Raw genomic sequence first — 16925 nt, forward strand, 5'->3', positions numbered from 1 at the left:
GAAAATTACTATTCTCCCTGCCAAACATACAAAAAAACGGCCCGTCGATAACGACGCGTCGCTTGCTAAGTTTAGTAATGATCTTCACAGGGAATAACGGTAATTTCTTCGTCGGTCGCTTTTTAAACACAATAGCTGTACCGATGTGTTACCGTCTTACTATTTTGCTTATCAATCTATTAAAACCTTTTTTGATCCGCTGCTTGTTCTTGAGAAAGACAGATATGTATATTAAGTATCCGTCTTCATTTCTATCATGAACAAGCTAACCAAGTATAAGAGCATTCAGGAATTGAAAGCCAGCACAAAACCGATTGATACAACTTCTGCTAAATCCAAGGAGCGTCACGAAAAGTTTGAGCGATTCATAAATTTACTAAAAGACGATACGATCAGCGACACAACTAAAGTCGTAGAACGTCTGTAGATAGGCATAACGCGTAGGATTGGTGCTAACGATCTCCTCGCCGTATTCGATATACTTAATAAAAATGCAGTAGAGTATTTAGTAGTTGGTGGTACTGCGGTATCGTACAATGGCGAGCCTAGACGGTCGAAAACGAGTAACGGACAAGACGTAGACAAGCCGGACATAGACCTCTGGTATAATCCAAGCTATCAGAATTATTTTAGATTACTCGATGCCCTGGAACAATTGGGTAGAGATGTAACAAAGACAGTCATTTTTGAAACGGAGAATTGTTCAGCGTTATGGCATCGACATTCCATTTATAAGCCTTGATGACCTGATTCAGGATAAGCAGGCATTAGGTAGAAGGATATCGATGACATCGAAAACTTAAGGCGAAACAATCCTAATGTTATATAGAAACTTGATCAAATTGAGTTCATAATAAAATTGAGCAGTAAAAAAACGGCCCGTCGATAACGACGGGCCGTTTTGGCAATGGGTTAAGAATAGTCCGCGAATTAAGCTACTTCTGGCAGAGCCGCCGACTTAACCGTTTTGATGATTACAGCAGCTACTTTGTATGGATCAGCCGCCGAGTTTGGACGACGATCTTCCAGCCAGCCTTTCCAGCCGCGCTGAACAGTAGCGATAGGAATACGGATCGAAGCACCCCGGTCAGAAATACCATATGAGAACTGGTCGATCGACTGTGTTTCGTGCTTACCGGTCAAACGCAGGTGGTTATCGGCACCGTATACATCGATGTGTGCTTTGATAACGTCGGCTGGGCTAAACGCCTGGCAGATGGCATCGTACGTCTCTTTGTTGCCAGCCGTGCGAAGGGCCGTGTTCGAGAAGTTAGCGTGCATACCTGAACCGTTCCAGTCGGCATCTACGCCGAGTGGTTTACAGTGATACTCGATAGCCACATCGTAGCTTTCGCCGATACGCTCGAGTAGATAACGGGCAAGCCAGATCTGGTCGCCAGCCTCACGGGCACCTTTAGCGAAAATCTGGAATTCCCACTGACCCGGTGCTACTTCGGCATTGATACCTTCTACGTTCAGACCTGCATCGAGGCACACGTCGAGGTGTTCTTCAATGATGTTACGGCCGAATGCATTCTTGGCACCTACTGAGCAATAATAAGGACCCTGTGGGGCCGGATCACCTTCTTCAGGGAATCCTAAAGGCTTGTTGGTCGCCGTGTCGTACAGGAAGTACTCCTGCTCGAAACCAAACCAGAAATCATTGTCATCATCTTCAATCGTAGCGCGACCGTTGGTGACGTGTGGCGTACCGTCGGCGTTCAACACTTCGCACATCACCAGGAACGCGTTCTTACGCTGTGGGTCCGGGCAAATGTAAACGGGCTTCAACAAACAGTCAGACGAACCACCAGCTGCCTGCTCAGTCGAGGAGCCATCGAATGACCACATTGAGCAGTCTTCCAGGTTACCTGAGAAGTCTTCTTCAATCTTCGTTTTTGACCGGAGGCTTTGGGTGGGCTTGTAACCGTCGAGCCAGATGTACTCTAATTTAAACTTTGCCATGTGTTTGGAGAGGTCGATTTATTGTTTTGCGGTACGTGGTAGATACTGTCGGCATCAAATATAGACCCCTCTTTCCAGAATAAAAAAAGGCAATTACCCCTAATGACAGGATTTTCTATAGGTATATACAGTAGATTACAATTAATGTTTGTTAAATACAATTTTTACCGATTTATCATCGGTTTCTACATTCATTTTAGCTGATACGTCAATTTCCATAAAACCATAGTTTGTTTCGAAAACTGACTAAAATCCTCACCAGCCTTGCATCATACGGACTCGTTCTATACGAGAAATCCTATAAATGTACTGTAGTGTCTAAGCGCCACCACCTGTCCATTCCGGCGACCAATCCGGCCATAAAGCAACCGTACATCCAGATCGGTACACTAGCCATCCAACGGCCTGATACATTTGATCCACGATCGTCTCGCAGTTGAAAACGGTCAGAAACCAACTTAATCTACACGTATCGATGACATTTTTATCTGATTTAACAGGGTGGGCCTGGGTGCCCATCCTGTTGGTAGCCATTGTGTTATACAAGTTTGTGCTCCGCTTTTTGTTCGGGATGGTGATCGTTCCCGAAGACCGAATTGGTCTGGTGACCAAGAAGTTCGTACTGGTCGGTACGGATCGTGAATTACCAGACGGGCGTATTTTAGCAACCAAAGGCGAAGCGGGTTATCAGGCCAGGATGCTCGCCCCCGGCCTATACTGGTGGATGTGGCCCTGGCAGTACGGGGTCGAGATGCAACCATTCACGGTTGTCCCGGAAGGCATGGTTGGGCTGGTTCTGGCCAATGACGGACAGGAGTTACCAACAGGTAACATTCTGGCTCGCCGGGTAGAGTCCGATAATTTTCAGGACACCATCCGGTTTCTGGAAAGTGGCGGGCAGAAAGGGCGGCAAACATCGATTCTGACACCAGGTACGTATCGGATCAACCCGTATGCCTTTACGGTTACAATGGCTCCGATGACCGATGTCAGAGAGAACATGGTCGGCATTATTACGGCCCTTGACGGAGCTCCGCTTCAGCCCGGTCAGATTGCGGGTAAACAAGTGGAAGGTCACAATAACTTCCAGAACATCGACAGCTTTTTGCAGAATGGCGGTAATCGGGGTTTACAGCCACAGGTGGTGCTTGCGGGTTCTTATTACATGAACCCCTGGGCCATACAGATCGAGCAGACGCCCATGACCGAGGTACCGATTGGGTACGTTGGTGTCGTGATATCATACATCGGCGAGGATGGCGTCGATATGACCGGCGATTCCTTCAAGCACGGCAACATTGTGCATAAAGGGTTTCGGGGCGTGTGGATGGAACCACTAGGACCGGGCAAGTATCCGGTGAACGTGTACACAATGAAAGTGGAAAACGTACCTACCACAAACCTTGTGCTGAACTGGGCCAATGCCCGCTCGGAATCACACGCCCTGGACAGTAACCTGTCGACCATTACAGTTCGGTCGCGCGATGGTTTCCCCTTCAACCTTGACGTGGCGCAGATTATTCACATTCCGGCCAACGAAGCGCCGAAGGTGATTGCCCGGTTCGGCTCGATGGTCAATCTGGTATCGCAGGTGCTGGAGCCAACGATCGGTAACTATTTCCGCAACTCCGCGCAGGACTCCGACGTGATCGCGTTTCTGAGCACGCGGAAAGAACGGCAGGAATCGGCGCGCGAGCATATCCGTCAGGTGCTGGAGATTTACAACGTCAACGCCGTCGACACGCTGATCGGCGACATCGTACCTCCCGAAGCCTTGATGAAAACGCTGACCGACCGTAAGGTGGCTCAGGAAGAAGAAAAAACGTACGATACGCAGCGGATGGCGCAGGAAAAACGGCAGGGATACGAACGCGAAACCGCCATTGCCGAAATGCAGCGCGAGATCGTGAAAGCGCAGCAGAGCGTTGAGATTGCTGAGCGCACGGCCAATGCCGCCGTGAAGAAAAGCGAAGGGGAAGCACGGAGTTTGCAGCTGCAGGTTGGTGCCGAATCGGAAGCCACCAAGGTACGTGCCGAAGCCAACGCCGAAGCCCGCCGCCGTCAGGCATCGGCTGAAGCCGACGCCACGAAGCTGACCGCCGAAGCCGAAGCGGAACGCATTGCGAAAACGGGTGCTGCCGAAGCCGAGAAGATTCTGGCCATTGGTAAGTCGACCGCCGAAGCCTACGAATTGCAGGTGAAAGCGATGGGCGACGATAATTTCACCCGCTACAAAATCACCGAAGAGATTGGCAAAGGGCAGATCAAGATCATTCCCGATCTGGTCATCAACGGCGGTTCCGAAGGTGGTTCCGACAGCAGCCTGAACGGGTTGCTTGGGTTGAAACTGCTGGAACTGAACGGTAATCGGAACGAGCGCAAGAACGGGAAGTAAGGATTGAATTAGAATAGCTTCGCGCTTGTGGCCCTTCGACTAGGCGTCCCCGACAGGCTCAGGGCCACAAGCGCGAAGCAACACAACGCGAAACAAAACCTGACCACACCAACATCTTACCTAACCAACAACCTCGACCATATCAACCACCATAAAACTCCCCTTCGGTTCGTCGCAGGTTGCACACTGGTACTCGGCGGGTAATTGCTCAAAGGGTATTCCGGCAGTTACGTTCTGCCTGAGGTCACCGTATTCTGAATCGTAGACCGTGAAGCAGCCAGGGCATTGGTGCATTAGTTGAACAGCTTCAGCGGCGGGCGTAAGTGGTTCAGTAGGTTCCGCAATGGCCACATTCAGTTCCAGGCGACGGGTGTTGAACTGATGGCACAACCGATCGATACGGGCGGGTAAATGTAGTTTGAGAATTCTCCGCTCGAAGAGCGTGTAGCGTCGGCTGTTAGGGTTGAAATTCTCGGCGAAATACAGGTCATACAAGCTAAGCAAAGAGAGTTGACCCAGCCTCAGCACCGACCGCCGGCGAATCAGAATGGAGCCAAAGACCTCTGATTTCGCCCGGGTTTGAATGCCAAAGCACAGGCCAAAGGTGCGTGTATCGTGCTTCTCGAAAAATCGGATGACGTAATTTTTCAGACGCGTGCCTTCATCGGTATGATCCTCGGTTTGCCAGGCAAGTTCATTGGCAGCATGACGGACATTGATGTTGTGTGTACCCAGCACATGCGACCAGGCAGCCCGATCTTTATCAAGTATTGCTTTTATAACCAGCGATTTCCACGGCGTTACGCAGATTTCACCGATGCGCGTTTTAAGGGCAAGCACACAGACATCAAGCAGAAAGCTGATCGGAAATAACTCATCGCGACGGTAGATGCCCAGCCAGGTACGTTCGCCATACCGATTGAATCCTTCGTAGTAAGGCAGCGTAAAATCGGGCAATTCCACCTCCTGCGTAGCCGGTTGCGTGATAAACGAGTTGCCAGCCATCACCCTATCGTACAGGTCATTAGCGTTAACCGCCTCACCAGCCGACTCCAGTAGGGCCGCCTCGACTGATTTGGCCAATCGGCCTACATCATTGGTATAGACCAGATCGCGCCAGCGGAACAGCGTGTTGCTTTGCTTTGGGCGAATGTATAGGTACCAGAAATGAGGCTCAGGCGAGGCAATGAAGTTCAGGTTACCGGTAAAAAACGGCGTAAAACTCTGATTGGCATCCGACAGGTTGATTTTCAACCTCGGACGATAATCGAACTGGTCAAGGATGGTGTGGTATTCGCTTTCGCCCAGCCAGTCGCCCGAGCGAAACACCGCCTCACCACAGTACGAAGAGATGATATTCGGGTGGTTGTCGGTGTCGACCTCATACCAGATAGCTTCCTGTTTCAGTGCTTTCTCGAAGAGCCGCATTTCTTCCCCATGAACGGAGATCAGTAACTGCTGTCGACTCCCGAAACGTACCTGACGTACCCGGGCGTCGTAAGCCAGTTTAAGCACTTTCTGTAACGATGCCGGCGAGGCAATACCCGCTGGCAGGTTGATTTTTACTGTGAAATAATCGCGCATAAGTTGAATTTATGGTCATTAGGTAGTCATTTATTGTCACTAGGTGGTCATTCATTGTTGGTACTCCGTCACGTCATTTGCCAACATACTACTAATGACCACCTAATGACAATAAATGACTACCTAATGACCATTTTTCCAGTATCCCCCGTACTTCAGGTCGACAGGAACCGCAACCGGTACCGGCGCCGGTTTGCTGGCATAGCTTCTGGAAATCGGTGCAACCACCAGCAATGGCCCGTTCAAGATTTCCCTGCCCCACGTTATTGCACGAGCAAACCAGCTTACCCGCAATCGGGTCGGCCGTTTTGCTGGCCCGTAGCAGTTGCAGGCGTTTCTCGGTTAGTTCGGTGCCGTTGGCAATGAGATCCCGGAATTCCTGAAACTCATTTTTGTCGCCCACCAGCACCGCCCCCACCAGCTTATCCCGGTAAACGATACACTTCTTGTAATAGCGTTTTGCCTTGTCGATGAAGATGATCTCCTCATAAGCGGCGCGCTCCGCCGGGTCGAGGTTGGCAGGCACTTCGGGCAGGCCGATACTACAGAGGTGCAGCCCTTCCATCTTCAGAATATTCATCGACACGCTCCCTTTGTAGGGTTGCGACACATCGCCGGCAATGAACCGCGCGGCGGCTTCAGCCTGTTGTTCGGCGGCCAGCGTGATTCCCCACATCTGCCCGCGCCACTGCGCCAGTTCACCCGCCGCGAAAATGTCGGGGTCAGACGTTTGGCCATAATCGTTGATCACCACGCCCCGGTTGCAGACAAGGCCAGCGTCGCGAGCCAGTTCGGTGTTGGGTACAGTACCGATGGCCATCACCACTACCTGACAGGCCAGTGTGCGTCCCGATTTCAGCCGTACGCCCGTCACCCGATCGGTGCCGACAAACGTTTGAACTTCTTCGTTGAAATACACCTCGATACCCCGCTCAACCAGGTCCTGATACAGCAGATCGCCCGCTATCGGATCGAGTTGCCGCTCCATGAACCGGCTGATGCGCTGAATGACCGACACGCGAACGCCGATCTGCCGAAGCGATGCCGCCAGTTCCAGCCCTAACAGGCCCCCACCCACAATGACGGCGGTCGGCGTTCCGGTGTGCGGTTCTACAGGTACGTTGCCAACGGGTTCGGGCGTCAGAAACGGAAGCAATGCATCGGCGTCCAGCCTCGACCGCATGTTGAAAATACCGGGCAGCTTCGGTACACCTTTCGGCATGAATGCGCGGCTGCCCATGCCCAGCAACAGCCGGTCGTAGCTGTGCTCAACGCCTTCGCTATCGGTCACGACCTTGTTTCGCCGGTCGATGTGAGCGATGGTGATCCCCTTGTGCACGACGATGTTCGCCTCGGTAAACTGGTCTTCACGCAGTTTCACGAGCTGCTCCCACGATTGCGCGCCACTGATGTAATCGGGCAGCAGAACGCGGTTATAGAACGGGTAGATCTCGCCTGAAAAAACGTGAATTTCGTCGATTGAATTCAGGTTTCGGTAGGCATTGATGAAGCCAAGCCCTGCCGAACCCGCTCCAATTAAGATGATTTTTTCGGCCGGTTTCTGATACGGAAGCACCTCAACGGCCGTGAACTTGAAATCGGGCTCTTTCGATCGGGGATCAATCAGCGCGTTGGTGAGGTTGTTGGCGCGACCCAGCGTGCTGCTGTCTGGATCTCCGGCCAGTGCGCGGCCCCAGTGCATGGGCAAAAAACACAGACCGGGCCGAACGTCCTCCGACAATTCGGCGGTGACACGTACCTGACCCCGGCGACCAGTAATGCTCACCAACTGCCCATCGCGGATAGCCCGAGCGCGGGCATCATCCGGGTGAATTTGCAGCCGGGGCAACGGCGCGTGTTGATTCAGTTTGGCCACCCGCCCCGTCTTGGTCATGGTATGCCATTGGTCACGCACCCGACCTGTAGTGAGTACGAGCGGAAAATCAGTATCGGTAGGTTCCGACGAATTTTCATCAGCTACCGCGTGGAGTTGAGCCCGTTGGTTCGGCGTGTAAAATAGATGGTCGGTGAAGAGGCGCGACGTACCTGATGGTTCCGTATCGGCCAGCGTGTAAGGCCACTGAATCGACCGTTTTTCCTTTAGTCTGGCATAGGTCACGCCGGTCACGTCGGCATTCGTGTGGGCGGTGCTTCGGGCATATTCGGCGTAAACGGCTTCGGCATTGGGGTAGGCGAACGCATCGCCAAAACCCATTTTCTGGGCAAACCGCCAGATAATCTCCACGTCGGGCAGGGCTTCACCGGGCGCGTCTAGCACTTTCGGCAGGTACGTTATCCGGCGTTCGGCGTTGGTCATCGTGCCTTCTTTTTCCAGCCAGCCAGCGGCCGGTAATACCACATCGGCAAAGGCAACGGTGTCGGCCCGCGCCGAAATATCCTGCACAACAACGAACCGGGCGTTTTTCAGGGCTTTTTCGGTCGAATTCACGTCGGGCATACTCACCGCCGGATTCGTGTTAATGATCCAGATAGCCTTTAGTTTATCATTGTTCAGCGCATCGACAAGCTCAGTTGCCGTAAGGCCGGGCTTGGGGGCAATAGACACTGGGCTATTCCAGAATGCCTCCATCTCTGCGCGGTGGGCGGCATTGGTCACGTCACGGTGAGCCGGCAAGGCATTGGCTAACCCCCCTACTTCACGACCTCCCATCGCATTGGGTTGTCCCGTCAGCGAGAACGGCCCGTTACCCGGCGTTCCAATCCGCCCCGTGAGCAGGTGCAGGTTGATAAGCGACAGGTTCTTATTCACGCCCACCACCGACTGATTCAGGCCCATTGTCCAGAGCGACAGAAACCCTTTCGATTGCCCAATCCACTCGGCCGTCTGCCGAATCCCATCCGCTTCGATGCCACATAGTTCAGCCGCTTCGTCAATGGTCCGTTGCATGACAAGCTCACGCAGGGCCGCAAAGCCGTCGGTGTGGTCAGCCACAAACGAGGCGTCGATCTTCCCGGTTTCAATCAGTTGGCGGGCGATGGCGTGGTTGAGGACAATATCGGTACCGGGGCGGATGGGCAGATGCAGGTCGGCCGAGCGGGCGGTATCGGTACGGCGTGGGTCGACACAGATGATACGTACCTGCGGATTAGCCGCTTTGTGCGCTTCGATCCGCCGCCAGATGATGGGATGACACCAGGCCGGATTGGCTCCCTGCACATAAAACAGGTCGGCTTCTTCGATATCATCGTAGCAAACAGGCACGGCATCTTCACCCAGCGACAATTTGTACCCCACCACCGCCGAACTCATGCACAGCCGCGAATTGGTATCGATGTTATTCGAGCCGATAAACCCTTTAATCAGCTTACTGACCAGATAATACTCCTCCGTCAGGCATTGCCCTGACACATAGAAAGCGACCGAATCGGGACCGTATTTCTGAATAAACGTCTTGAAAACGGCCGCAGTACGTTCCAATGCCGCATCCCAGCTTACCCGTTGCATCGGCCGCTCACGACTATATCGCATCTGTGGATACAGCAACCGGTCAGACTGATCCATGACCGTATAATTCAGGGTCATGCCCTTGGAACACAGCATCCCCCGATTCGATGGGTGTTGCGTATCGCCTTCAACAGAAAGTTGTCCGCCGGTGGTCTGTTTCACAACAACTCCGCAGCCAACGCCACAGTAACAGCAAGTGGTTTGATGCGTCATGGTTTTTTTAGGGAGAAAGAGGGATGAGTACGGTATTGGTTAGCAGCAATTTCGCTTTGCACAGTAGGTTGCTTTCGCATGGCCCTTCGACAGGCTCAGGGTGACAATCCCACTCAAGTTTATCATTCACTTGCTTGGGTTTCCTGTCACCCTGAGCCTGTCGAAGGGCCTACAGCGCGAAGCCTACCTCTCGCAGCAACTATCTAACTATCAATCAGCTAATTCTCACACCGACACTCGCTCTACGATTGGCAATAATTCACTTTCATCAACGACCTGCGTTTTCTCGTTGAAATTGATCAGGAACAGGAGCGCGCCAACACTGGCTACGGCGATGCCAATGTAGCCGAAAGCCTGTCCGTAGGTGATGGTTTCTGACTTGAACAGGAATCCCATCAGCATACCACCGAGGTTACCGCCTGCGCCAACAACGCCCGAGATTACGCCCACGGCTTTGGGATTCACGAAGGGTACAATGGCGTAGGTGCTGCCGTTGGCCATTTTCAGGAACAGGGCAAAGGACAGCATCGATACAATAGCGATGGACAGGTTGCCCGATTGGGCAAACAGGAATACGCCTACGCCTTCGAGTAAGAGAAGACCAGCCAGCAGCCAGCCTTTCCCGCGCATGCCATAGGTACGTCCTACGCGGTCGGCCAGGATACCGCCGAGCGCACGGGCAAAGAGGTTCATGAAGCCAAACAGCATGGCCCAGAAACCGGCTTCAGTCATCGATACGTGAAAGTTGTCGAAGAAGTAGAGGGCGGCTACCCCATCAAAGGTGATTTCCATCCCGAAACAACCGGCATAGGCAAGGGCTAACGCCCACACCCGGACGTCGGCACAGGCTTTCCAGAACGGGACGCTGCTTTTGGTCGTCGCTGTGCGCTCAATCTCATCGTTATAGTTACCAGCGGGCGTATCTTTTGTGTAGGCATAATACACGTACGCCATCACGAGCATCAAAACACCGGGAACAATCATGGCCAATCGCCAGGCATCGGCTTTAACGTACCCAAAACCCATGATCGTGGTCATAATCAGTGGCATAATTAATTGAGTGACGCCACCGCCCAGATTCCCCCAGCCGCCTGCCACCGCATTGGCTGTGCCTTTGATATTCGGAGCAAACATCATCGACGTGTGAAACTGGGTGATGACGAACGACGCACCGATGATGCCAATGGCCAGCCGGAACAGCAAAAACGAGGTGTAATCATGAGCCAGCCCCACCAGCATAACCGGCAAAGAGCCAACGACCAGCAGAGCTGTGTAGGTTTTGCGTGGCCCCCAGGTATCGCAGAGTCGGCCGATGAGGAGGCGGGCAAAAATCGTGGCCGACACCGCCGCAATAATGGTGTTACCCACTTGCGGTTTGGTCAGGCCCAGGTCGGCGCGGATGGCGGGCATGAGGGGTGCCAGGCCAAACCAGCCAAAGAAACAGACAAAAAACGTAACCCACGTGATGTGAAACGTGCGCATCTGAATGCCACCGAATGTCAGCACATTCAGGCTGGTAAGGGGTGCGTGTTGAGGATTCATAACGAGATAGTTTGTAGACTGAGGAAGGAAGTTTTGCAGTGTTCAGATTTGAGATGTGGAGGGCTTCAGTGAGGTTGCTGACGCATGGCCCTTCGACGGGCTCAGGGTGACAACTCACTCAAGCAGGTGCATGATGAACTTGGGTGAGATTGTCACCCTGAGCCTGTCGGGGACGCCTAGTCGAAGGGCCATGCGTCAGCAATACGCCGAGAAAGCCACACTAACCAACCACCTCATCATCAATAGAATATGTCTTCACCAGCAGGCTTAGCAGTTTGTCGTGAACAGCCATGTATTCGGGTAGGTGAATGATGTCTTTTTTGTGGCGTGGACGCGGCAGATTGATATCAACGATCTGATTGATGGTTGCCGATGGACCGTCGTTCATCACCACGACCCGATCAGACAGGAAAATGGCTTCTTCAATATCGTGGGTGACCATCACGATCGTTTTGTTCCGATTGTCGAGGTTCCAGAGCCTCAGCAATTCCACGTGCATGCTGCCTTTCGTGAGGGCATCGAGGGCGCCAAACGGCTCATCGAGCAGCAATACCGACGGGTCGATCGAGAAGGCACGGGCAATGGCCACACGCTGTTTCATCCCCCCCGACAACTGACCGGGACGCTTATCCTGATGTGCCGACAGGTTCACCATCGCCAGGTTCTTGATGACGATCTCCGCTTTCTCGGCCGATGATTTTTTGGGCATCACGGCATCGACAGCCTGATACACATTCTGATACACCGTCAGCCAGGGCAGCAGCGAGTAATTCTGGAAGACAATTCCCCGGTCGGGTCCGGGTCCGGTTACGCGCTTTCCGTTGACCAGCACCTCCCCTGCCGATGGGCTGACCATGCCGCTAATGGTGTTCATCAGCGTTGATTTGCCGCAGCCTGAGTGGCCAATGATGCTGACAATCTCCCCTTTCCCAATGGTCAGGTCAATGTCTTTTACCGCCGTGAATGGCTGTTTACCCGACGATTTAAAGGAAACCGTCACGTTTTTAACGTCAATACTAACGGACCGATCAACGGTGCCCAGCACAGGTACGTCGGGGCTATCTATCAGATTAGTAGTCATGTTGTTGGTTTTATTGATTGTCATTAGTAGTCATTACGCTGCGCTGTCATTAGGTTGTCATTCATCGACAGACAAAAAATGACCATTTAATGACAGCGCTGCGTAATGACCACTTAATGACAGTGAGCTTAAGTTTATTCGTAGGCGACCCACTTCTGAAAACCGCTGAACAGTTTGTCGAGGAGTAGGCCAACGATACCGATGATAAGAATAGCCGACAGAATTTTTTCCAGGCTCAGACCATTCCAGCTATCCCAGACGAAGAAGCCGATACCAACGCCGCCAGACAGCATTTCGCCCGCCACAATGACCATCCAGGCAATACCAATCGATAGGCGCAGACCAGTAATGATATGCGGTAACGCATAGGGTATCAGGATTTTGGTCAGGTATTTGCCAAGGGGAAATCCGTAAGCCCGACCCACATTCTTGAAATCCTGCGGAATACTCGCCACCCCAAAGGCTGTGTTCACCAGCGTTGGCCAGAGCGACGTAATGGCGATGATGAACACCGTAGCCCCATCCGACGCTTTGAACGCCAGCAACCCAAGCGGAAACCAGGCAAGCGGCGAAACCGGACGAAGGATCTGGACAATCGGGTTCAGCAACCGCATACCCGTTTTCGAAGCACCCATCAGCAGACCCGCCGGAATGGCAATCAGGCTGCCGATCAGAAATCCGCTGAACACCCGTTTAACAGAGGCCCACAATTGAATGCCGATGCCTTTATCGTTGGGGCCGTAATCGTAGAATGGGTCCTGCAACAGGTCGTAGAACACCGTCCAGGTAGCCACCGGTCCTGGAATTTCGTTTTTCGTAATCAGCGTTACCAGCGACCAGATGCCCAGCAGAATCAGCATGCTGACACTAAATGAACCAACGGTCAGCAACGTTGACCACGTGAATAGCTTTTTCATAGTCAGTCAGTTATTACCGTTTTGTTAGCGCCAGATAGCCTGCCGGAGCCAGCGGATCAAATACCACATCGAACGCCGTTTTAATGGGCCGCATGTCAGGCTGTACAGGTACGTTCATTTCTTTGGCCACTTCCGCAAACAGGTCGTCGAGAATCAGCTTTTCAGAAATGCCTTTGTAGTCAGGTGCCGACTTGAGGTAGCCGAACCGAACGTATTGTGACAGGAACCACATCAAGTGCGACTTCAGAGGCGTACACACGATACCGTTGTTGTAGAAATTCATCTTGTCGGCACCGTACTTCTGAACACCTAGCTCGCAACCCAGATCGGTAGAACCCATCAGGCGAGCTTCGAGAACGGCCACCGGCGCGTTCACATAATACGGTTTACTAAGCCAGGCAGCGGCTTTTTTACGATTACTCATGTTGTCGAGCCAGCGACTCGCTTCAATGATCGCTTTCATCACGTTTTTCAAATCAGCGCGGCGGGCCGACGAAAACTGACTGTTCACAACCAGCGCTTTTTCCGGGTGATCTTTCCAGATATCCTGCGAGGCAATGTGCGTGAAACCTACGTTTTGGGCCACAGCTACGCCATTCCAGGGTTCGCCCACGCTAAAGCCTTCCATATTGTCTACCTTCATGTTGGCCACCATCTGCGGTGGTGGAATGGTGATGATACCCACCGACTTCTGATTTACCCCCGCTGCCGCCAGCCAATTGCGCAGCCAGATATCGTGCGTGCCGCCGGGAAACGTCATGGCAAACGTAACTTCCTTACGCTGTTTGATTTGCGCAATAGCCGCGCCTACCTTCTTAAGATCTTTGAAGCCCACTAGCCCGCAAAAATCTTTAGATAGTGTAATGGCCTGCCCGTTGTTGTTGAGCACCATGGCAATTTTCATCTCCGAGCCAGCTTTGCCACCAATGCCAGTGTAAACAGAGGCTGGCATCGAGAAAAGGCAGTGTGCGCCATCGAGTTCGCCGTTCAGCACTTTGTCACGGATGTTGGCCCACGACGCTTCTTTGCTTAACTGCACATCGACACCGTATTTCTGAAACAGGCCGAGTTCTTTAGCCACGACAAGCGGCGCGCAGTCGGTGAGCGGAATGAAGCCTAGTTTGATTGGAGTTGAAGCCGGTTTGAGCGCCGTAGTAACAGCAAACACCGGAATCAGGGCTAGAATAACAAGGCGTATATAGTTCGTTTTCATGCTATTATTGTTTGATTGCCACTGGTTTGGTATAGAGAAAATCGGGGCGAATGTTGATCATCAGGTACGACCACGTACCTACTTTGTCGCGCTGATTCATAGTGCCTTGCTTGGTGTATTCCAAGCTGTTGGTGCCATTCATCACGGCATAGCCAAATTCAAGTGCGGTAAATTTGTTTAGTGCGTAGGTGGCGATAAAATCATATTCGACACCCAGTTTCGACTTAATCAGCGAACCGGTTGGCGCATCGGTCGTCTTATTGTAGGTTGGCGCAGCCAGCGAGAAATAATGCACATCGAAGGTGGCGGTCAGGCGTGAACCGGCGTATTTGAATTTCCAGAACGCATCCTGCAAACCACCCGCGGGCGAACCCGTTCCCACGAAGAAGTAATCCATGTAGCCCCAATGCTTGTGCGGTGTACCGTAGAGTGGATCGAACCGGCTCGTTTGACCCGCCTGAATCGTAGTGGCATTGTTACCCGACAGCACTTCATAGCCCGGACCGGTGCTCAATAATCCGCGCTGCACCATCAGGTTACCGCCGTAGTGATACGCGTTCTTGATCGTCAGCCCGTCGCGGTCGGTGCCGCTCTGACCGTAAGCAAATGCCTGCCATTGTACTTTGCCAAATTTCGACGACGCATTACCTAACTGACCAAGGAGCATACCACCGTAGGTAGTGCGTGAATTGACCCCCGCCTGATTATAACGACGGCCATATACGTACCCAGCTGAGGCGCTACCGGTACTGTCTATACGATACTTTGAAAAATCGTCTTTGAAGAAGAGCGCCGAGAATTTTGTCTGCCCAAATTTGCGCGTCAGATAAGCCATCTGAAACGATTTGAACTGCTGATTCTGGCCATTGGTACTCACCGCGTTCATAAGCACCGGCGCACCGCCTTTACCAGCCGTCGGAATGAACCCCGCCGGAATGGCCAGCGACACGTTCTTTGTTGATAGTGCCGACGCAGGTACGTTACCGGGCGCATAGTCAGTGCCTACCACGCCAAATGCGTCTGAATTCTGGTTGAACCCGCCGCCAATATCGAGCGACCAACCCAGGTGCTGCGCTTTCAGCAGGGCGGCATCGAACCGGCGGGCCTGTTGCAGCCAATCGAGGTTACCAAGTAGGCGCACATCGTCATAGACCAGTTCCTGCCGACCCAGTTTCAGCGACAGGTTTTGAATGGCTTTGAACGGAATAGTCGTGTCGGCGCTGTTAGCGAGGGTAATTTCGGCCCAGGCCTCGTGCACCATCAATCGGTTCCCATCAGCGTTGTTGATCGTAGAGGCGTCCTGCCCCCAAACCCGAACATCCTGAATGGCGGTTGAGAACAGCACGCGATCCCATTTATAGCCGAAACTGAGGCGGGTACGTTGCGAGGTAAAGGCCGCGGCTTTGGCATCTTTGGGGGCCAGATTACCCAGGCCGTTTCTGATTTCTGTTCGGGTACGTACCTGGCCAACCAGGGTCATTTGGGCCAGTAAAAGGCCCGGTGCGCATACCAGCGCCACAAGCGGGAGCCAGTACCGGATACGGTAGATTTTCATGAAAGTGGTGGAAATTCAGCAGTGAAAATGATGCAAAAAGGGCTCAGAATGGTGCTAAGCCACGCTCACCGGTGTAGTGGGTGGCGCGTAGAGCCGGGCTTGTACACGCGGCTAAATTGCTTTACGGTCTATTTTTCATTTCCTTTGCTTTGTTTGTGTGACACATAGACAATCCCTGTTAAGCCGGTCTACAAGGTGCCCCCACACCAGACCGGCTTTTTTCTTAACAAGCCTGTAACAGGCCTTGCGCATACTCAGCCACATAGGCCGGATGCAGCGCAACAACCTCACCAACAATCAGTACGGCGGGCGCCCCCACGCCCTGTTCCGCAATCAATTGTGGTATATTCCAGACTTGCCCAACCACGCACCGTTCGTTGGTGCGTGTCCCGTTTTGTATGACAGCCATTGGCAGGTGATCCCGACCAAACTGGCGATACAGCTCGCATAACTCCGTTACTTTCGATAAGCCCATCAGCACCACCACCGTTGCGTTCGACTGTGCTGCCAACCGAAGGTCTGCCGACAGTTCGCCGCTTCGGGTGGTGCCTGTGATCACCCAGAAACTCTCACTGATACCGCGGCTCGTTACGGGTATTCCCTGCGACGCCGGTACGGCAATGCAACTCGATATACCCGGCACAACCTCGCAGGTAAGTCCGTGCAGCCGGGCATACTCGATTTCTTCATAGCCCCGTCCAAACACAAATGAATCGCCGCCTTTCAGCCGCACCACGTGCCCTACTTCATGGGCCAGCTCAACAATCAGCTTATTGATGACAGACTGTGGCGTTGATGGTTGCCCCGCCCGCTTGCCTACATAGTACCGATGCGCATGAGCTGGTGCATAAGCCAGCAGACTTCGGTTGGCCAGATCGTCGTAGAGCACGGCATCGGCCTCTTCAAGTACCCTCACGCCTTTCAACGTCAGCAATTCAGCGTCTCCGGGTCCGGCGCCAACCAAGGTAAGTTTAGGAGCTGTAGTGCGCATAAC

Annotated in this window: 11 protein-coding genes; 2 read left to right on the forward strand and 9 right to left on the reverse strand. The window is 52.8% G+C overall.

What is annotated here, in order from left to right; genetic code table 11:
* Positions 1-256: 256 nt before the first annotated feature.
* Complete coding sequence (locus ACAW87_RS13200) at positions 257-427, forward strand: hypothetical protein (protein WP_370723864.1); 171 nt, start codon at positions 257-259, stop codon at positions 425-427.
* Positions 428-930: 503 nt separating this feature from the next.
* Here the strand turns inward: ACAW87_RS13200 and ACAW87_RS13205 are convergent.
* Positions 931-1965 (reverse strand): glutamine synthetase beta-grasp domain-containing protein, encoded by a 1035-nt coding sequence (locus ACAW87_RS13205; RefSeq protein WP_370723865.1) that lies wholly within the window; start codon positions 1963-1965, stop codon positions 931-933.
* A 475-nt stretch (positions 1966-2440) separates the two neighbouring features.
* Here ACAW87_RS13205 and ACAW87_RS13210 point away from each other — a divergent pair, with 475 nt between their 5' ends.
* On the forward strand, positions 2441-4360 hold the full coding sequence (locus ACAW87_RS13210; RefSeq protein ID WP_370723866.1) for an SPFH domain-containing protein: 1920 nt from the start codon (positions 2441-2443) through the stop codon (positions 4358-4360).
* A 120-nt stretch (positions 4361-4480) separates the two neighbouring features.
* Here ACAW87_RS13210 and ACAW87_RS13215 read toward each other — a convergent pair whose 3' ends face one another.
* From ACAW87_RS13215 to cobA, 8 genes are all read right to left on the reverse strand, one after another.
* Positions 4481-5944 (reverse strand): rubredoxin, encoded by a 1464-nt coding sequence (locus ACAW87_RS13215; protein ID WP_370723867.1) that lies wholly within the window; start codon positions 5942-5944, stop codon positions 4481-4483.
* 91 nt (positions 5945-6035) lie between these two features.
* On the reverse strand, positions 6036-9623 hold the full coding sequence (locus ACAW87_RS13220; protein WP_370723868.1) for a molybdopterin-dependent oxidoreductase: 3588 nt from the start codon (positions 9621-9623) through the stop codon (positions 6036-6038).
* A gap of 225 nt (positions 9624-9848) precedes the next feature.
* The gene (locus ACAW87_RS13225; RefSeq protein WP_370723869.1) at positions 9849-11165 is read right to left on the reverse strand and encodes a NarK family nitrate/nitrite MFS transporter; all 1317 of its coding nucleotides are present in this window, start codon (positions 11163-11165) and stop codon (positions 9849-9851) included.
* Positions 11166-11385: 220 nt separating this feature from the next.
* A complete protein-coding gene (locus tag ACAW87_RS13230; protein WP_370723870.1) occupies positions 11386-12270 on the reverse strand; it encodes an ABC transporter ATP-binding protein in 885 nt (294 codons plus the stop codon).
* Between the two features lie 110 nt (positions 12271-12380).
* Entirely contained in the window at positions 12381-13163 is a 783-nt protein-coding gene (gene ntrB / locus ACAW87_RS13235; RefSeq protein WP_370723871.1) for a nitrate ABC transporter permease, read from the reverse strand.
* Positions 13164-13176: 13 nt separating this feature from the next.
* The gene (locus ACAW87_RS13240; RefSeq protein ID WP_370723872.1) at positions 13177-14376 is read right to left on the reverse strand and encodes a CmpA/NrtA family ABC transporter substrate-binding protein; all 1200 of its coding nucleotides are present in this window, start codon (positions 14374-14376) and stop codon (positions 13177-13179) included.
* Between the two features lie 4 nt (positions 14377-14380).
* Complete coding sequence (locus ACAW87_RS13245) at positions 14381-15856, reverse strand: alginate export family protein (protein WP_370723920.1); 1476 nt, start codon at positions 15854-15856, stop codon at positions 14381-14383.
* A gap of 298 nt (positions 15857-16154) precedes the next feature.
* Positions 16155-16922 (reverse strand): uroporphyrinogen-III C-methyltransferase, encoded by a 768-nt coding sequence (gene cobA, locus ACAW87_RS13250; protein ID WP_370723873.1) that lies wholly within the window; start codon positions 16920-16922, stop codon positions 16155-16157.
* Positions 16923-16925 lie beyond the last annotated feature (3 nt).

Origin of the sequence: Fibrella aquatica, from assembly GCF_041321135.1 — a bacterium.
In the GTDB taxonomy this organism is placed as follows: domain Bacteria; phylum Bacteroidota; class Bacteroidia; order Cytophagales; family Spirosomataceae; genus Fibrella; species Fibrella aquatica.